Below are 4,498 nucleotides of genomic sequence, written 5' to 3' on the forward strand. Positions count from 1 at the left end.
GAAGGTGGGGTGTGTTTGGGCGAGTTGGGCGCCCATGCCGGGCCATTGGGAGCCTTGGCCGGGGTAGATGAAGACGGTTTTGCCGGGGGTGGGGGTGCCGGTGATGAGGGTGGTGTGTTCTTGTCCGTTGGCTAGTGCGGTGAGGCCGGTGAGGAGTTCGTCGCGGGTGTGGGCGATGATGCCGGCGCGGTGGTCGAAGTGGGTGCGGTGGATGAGGGCGGGTGCGAGGGTGGCCGGGGTCAGCTCGGGTTCACGTTCCAGGTGGGTCAGCAGTCGCGTGGCCTGATCGGCCAACGCCTCCCGCGACTTGGCCGACAACAACACCGGCAGCCCCGGCTCAGGCGCGACAGCCGACTCGGCAACGGGCTCCGGCTCCGGCGCCTGCTCCAGGATCAGATGCGCGTTGGTGCCGCTGATCCCGAACGACGACACCGCCGCACGCCGGGGCCGCCCGGCCTCCGGCCACGGCCGGGCCTCGGTCAACAGCGCGACCGTGCCCGAGGACCAGTCCACATGCTCCGAAGGCCGGTCCACATGCAGCGTCTTGGGCAGCACGCCGTGCCGCATCGCCTGCACCATCTTGATGACGCCCGCGACGCCCGCCGCCGCCAGCGTGTGACCGATGTTCGACTTCAACGAGCCCAGCCACAGCGGCCGTTCGGCGTCGCGGCCCTGGCCGTAGGTGGCCAGCAGCGCCTGCGCCTCGATCGGGTCACCCAGCGTCGTTCCCGTGCCATGTGCCTCCACCGCGTCCACATCCGCCGGCTCAAGCCGCGCGTTGGCCAACGCCTGCCGGATCACCCGCTGTTGGGAAGGACCGTTCGGCGCCGACAGCTGGCTGCTGGCGCCGTCCTGGTTGACCGCACTGCCCCGGATCACGGCGAGCACCCGGTGCCCGTTGGCTTCCGCGTCGGACAGCTTCTCCAACAGCACCATCCCGACGCCCTCGCCCCAGCCCGTGCCGTCCGCGCCCGACGCGAACGCCTTGCAGCGCCCGTCGGGCGCCAGGCCCCGCTGGCGGCTGAACTCGATGAAGCTGTTGGGCGTCGCCATCACCGTCACGCCACCCGCCAGCGCCAGCGAGCACTCGCCCGAGCGCAGCGCCTGCGCCGCCAGGTGCAGCGCCACCAGCGACGACGAGCACGCCGTGTCCACCGTGATCGCCGGCCCCTCAAGGCCGAACGTGTAGGAGATACGGCCGGTCGCCACGCTGCCCGTCGTTCCCGTCGAGAGATAGCCCGCCAGGTCGTCCGGTATGTGGCCGAGCTGCGAGGCGTAGTCGCCCGCGATCACGCCGGCGAAGACCCCGGTGCGGCTGCCCCGCAACGACGTCGGGTCGATCCCGGCGCGCTCGACGGCCTCCCAGGAGGTCTCCAACAGCAGCCGCTGCTGCGGGTCCATCGCGATGGCCTCACGCGGGCTGATCCCGAAGAACTCCGCGTCGAACTCGCCCGCGTCGTACAGGAATCCGCCGTGCCGCGTGTACGAGGTGCCCGGGTGGTCCGGGTCCGGGTCGTAGAGGTTCTCCAGGTCCCAGCCACGGTCGGTGGGGAAGTCGGCGATGGTGTCCACGCCGTCGAGCACGACCCGCCACAACTCCTCGGGCGTGCTCGCGTCGCCGGGGAAGCGGCAGGCCATCGAGACGATCGCGATCGGCTCGTCGCTCGCCGCCGTCTCCGCCCGGGCCGCCGGCGCTGCCGTAACGGTGGCGCTCTCGATCAGCTCCCCGAGCACAAACGCGCCCATCGCGTCGGCCGTCGGATAGTCGAAGACCACGGTGACCGGCAGCTGGAGCCCGGTCGCGGCCGTCATCCGGTTGCGCAGCTCGACCGAGGCCAGCGAGTCGAAGCCCAGGTCGCCGAACGACTTGGCCGGGTCGATCGCCTCCAGGGACGTGTGCCCCAACACGGCGGCCGCCTGCTCCCGCACCAGATCCCGCACCTGCTCCCGCTGTTCGGCCGGCGCGAGCGCGCCGAGCCGGGCGACCAGGGCGGCCTCGCCGCCCTTCGCCCCGCCCGCCCCGCCCGCCGCGCCGGCCCCGCCGGCCGAGGTGGCGGCCCGGCGCGGCGGCGTGCCGGCCAGTGCCCGCAGCATCGGCGCCACCGTCCCGGCCTCGGCGCCGGCGCGCAGCGCCGCCCGGTCCAGTCGCACCAGCACCGGCACCGCCCGGGCCTGGGCCCGCGCCGCGTCGAACAGCGCAAGCCCCAACGCGGAGTCCAGCGGCAGCAGCCCGCCGCGCCGCATCCGGGCCAGGTCCACCTCGCCGAGGCCGCCCGTCATGCCGTCGGGGTTGTCCCACAGCCCCCACACCAGCGAGGCCGCCGGCAGCCCGGCACGGCGCCGCAGCTGCGCCAGCGCGTCCAGATAGGCGTTGGCGGCCGCGTAGTTGGCCTGGCCCGGGCCGCCCAGCGTGCCCGCCAGCGAGGAGAACAGCACAAACTCCGCCAGGTCGGCGTCCCGCGTCAGCTCGTGGAGATGCCACGCCGCGTCGGCCTTCGCCCGCAACACCCCGTTGAGCTGCGCCGGCGTCATCGCCGCCACCGTCCCGTCGTCGAGCACGCCGGCGGTGTGCACGACTGCCGTCAGCGGGTGCGCGTCGGGAACGCCCGCCAGCAGCGCCGCCAACGCGTCGCGGTCGGCCGCGTCGCAGGCGGCCACCGTCACCTCGGCGCCCAACTCGGTCAGTTCGGCGACCAGTTCACCCGCGCCCGGCGCCTCGGAGCCACGCCGGCTGGTCAACAGCAGGTGCCGCACGCCGTGTTCGGCCACCAGGTGCCGGGCCACCAGCGAGCCCAACGAGCCCGTGCCGCCCGTCACCAGCACCGTGCCCGCCCGGTCCAGCGGCCGGGGCACCGTCAGCACGACCTTCCCCACATGCCGGGCCTGGCTCAGATACCGGAACGCGTCGGCCGCCTGCCGCACATCCCACGCCGTGACGGGCAGCGGCCGGAGCACGCCCCGCTCGAACAGCTCCACCAGCGCGACCAGCATCTCCTGGATGCGCTCGGCGCCCGCCTCCATCAGGTCGAACGCCTGGTACGCGACGCCGGGGAAGTCGGCGGCGACCCGCTCCGGGTCCCGGATGTCGGTCTTGCCCATCTCCAGGAACCGCCCGCCGCGCGGCAGCAGCCGGAACGACGCGTCCACGAACTCCCGCGCCAGCGAGTCCAGCACCACATCGACGCCGCGCCCCTCGGTCGCGGCCAGGAACTCGTCGGCGAAGTCCAGCGTCCGCGAGTTGGCGATCCGCTCCTGCGGCAGCCCCAGCTCCCGCAGCGTGCCCCACTTGCCCGTGCTCGCGGTGCCGAACACCTCGGCCCCCAGATGACGAGCCAGCTGCACCGCCGCCATGCCGACGCCGCCGGCCGCCGCGTGCACCAGCAGCGACTCGCCCGCGCGCAGCTTCGCCAGGTCCACCAGCCCGTAGTAGGCGGTGAGGAAGACGATCGGCGTCGCCGCCGCCTGCGCGAAGCTCCAGCCCGCCGGGATCGGCGTCACCAGCCGGTGGTCCGTCACCGACTCCCGGCCGGCGCCGTCCGAGAACAGCCCCATGACCCGGTCACCGGGTCGCAGCCCCGCGACCCCGGAGCCCGTCTCCACCACGATGCCCGCGCCCTCGCTGCCGAGCAGCGCCTCGCCCGGGTACATGCCCAGCGAGATCAGCACATCGCGGAAGTTGACGCCCGCCGCGCGGACCTCGATCCGCACCTCGTGCGGCAGCAACTCCCGGTCGCCCTCCGGCCGTGGCAGCAGCGCCACGCTGTCCAGGGTGCCCGGCTCGGTCACGTCGAGCCGCCAGTCCACGCCTTCCGGCACGGCCAGTTCGCCCCGCCCCGCGACCCGGCCCAGCCGGGGAACGTGCGCGGTGCCGGCGCGGAGCGCGAACTGCTCCCCGTCCCCGGCCAGCAGCCCGGGCAGCGCGGCCCACGACGCGTCCTGGTCGTCGAGGTCCACCAGGACGAGACGGCCAGGGTGTTCGGCCTGGGCCGAGCGGACCAGGCCCCACACCGCGGCGCGGGCCGGTACCACCTCGTCCTGCGGGCCGACCCGCACGGCGTGCCGGGTCGCCACGACCAGCCGCGTCGTGGCGAACCGTTCGTCGGCCAGCCACGTGCGCACGACCTCCAACACGGCGGCCACGCCGGCGTGGCGGGCCTCGGCGCCGTGCTCGTCGGCCGGGTCGTCGTTCCCGTGCGCCGCGAGGAGCAGCACGTCCGGCGCGGCGCCGGTCAGCTCGGCGAACTCCGCGACGTCAGTGACCTCTTCGACGCCGGCCAGCCGCCCGCCCAGCCCCGACCGCCGACCGTCGAGCACGGCCCAGGAGGCACGCGGCGGCTCCGGAACGGAGGGCAGCGCGTCCCAGTCCACCGTCAGCAGGGTGTTGTGGTGGGGGGTGGTGGGTTGGGGGGTGGTGAGGGTGCGGAGGGTGAGGTTTTCGATGGTGGCGATGGGGGTGCCGGTGGGGTCGGTGAGGTGGAGTGTGGTGGTGGTGTTGGTG

The 4,498-nt window shown here is 74.2% G+C and carries 1 protein-coding gene; it reads right to left on the reverse strand.

Annotation, left to right across the window (positions count from 1 at the left end; genetic code table 11):
• The coding region (locus tag FH609_RS30695) for an SDR family NAD(P)-dependent oxidoreductase (protein ID WP_139707922.1) at positions 1–4,498 on the reverse strand (4,498 nt) is incomplete at both ends.

This window comes from Streptomyces sp. 3MP-14 (assembly GCF_006334905.2).
GTDB classification, from domain to species: Bacteria; Actinomycetota; Actinomycetes; order Streptomycetales; family Streptomycetaceae; genus Streptomyces; species Streptomyces triticirhizae.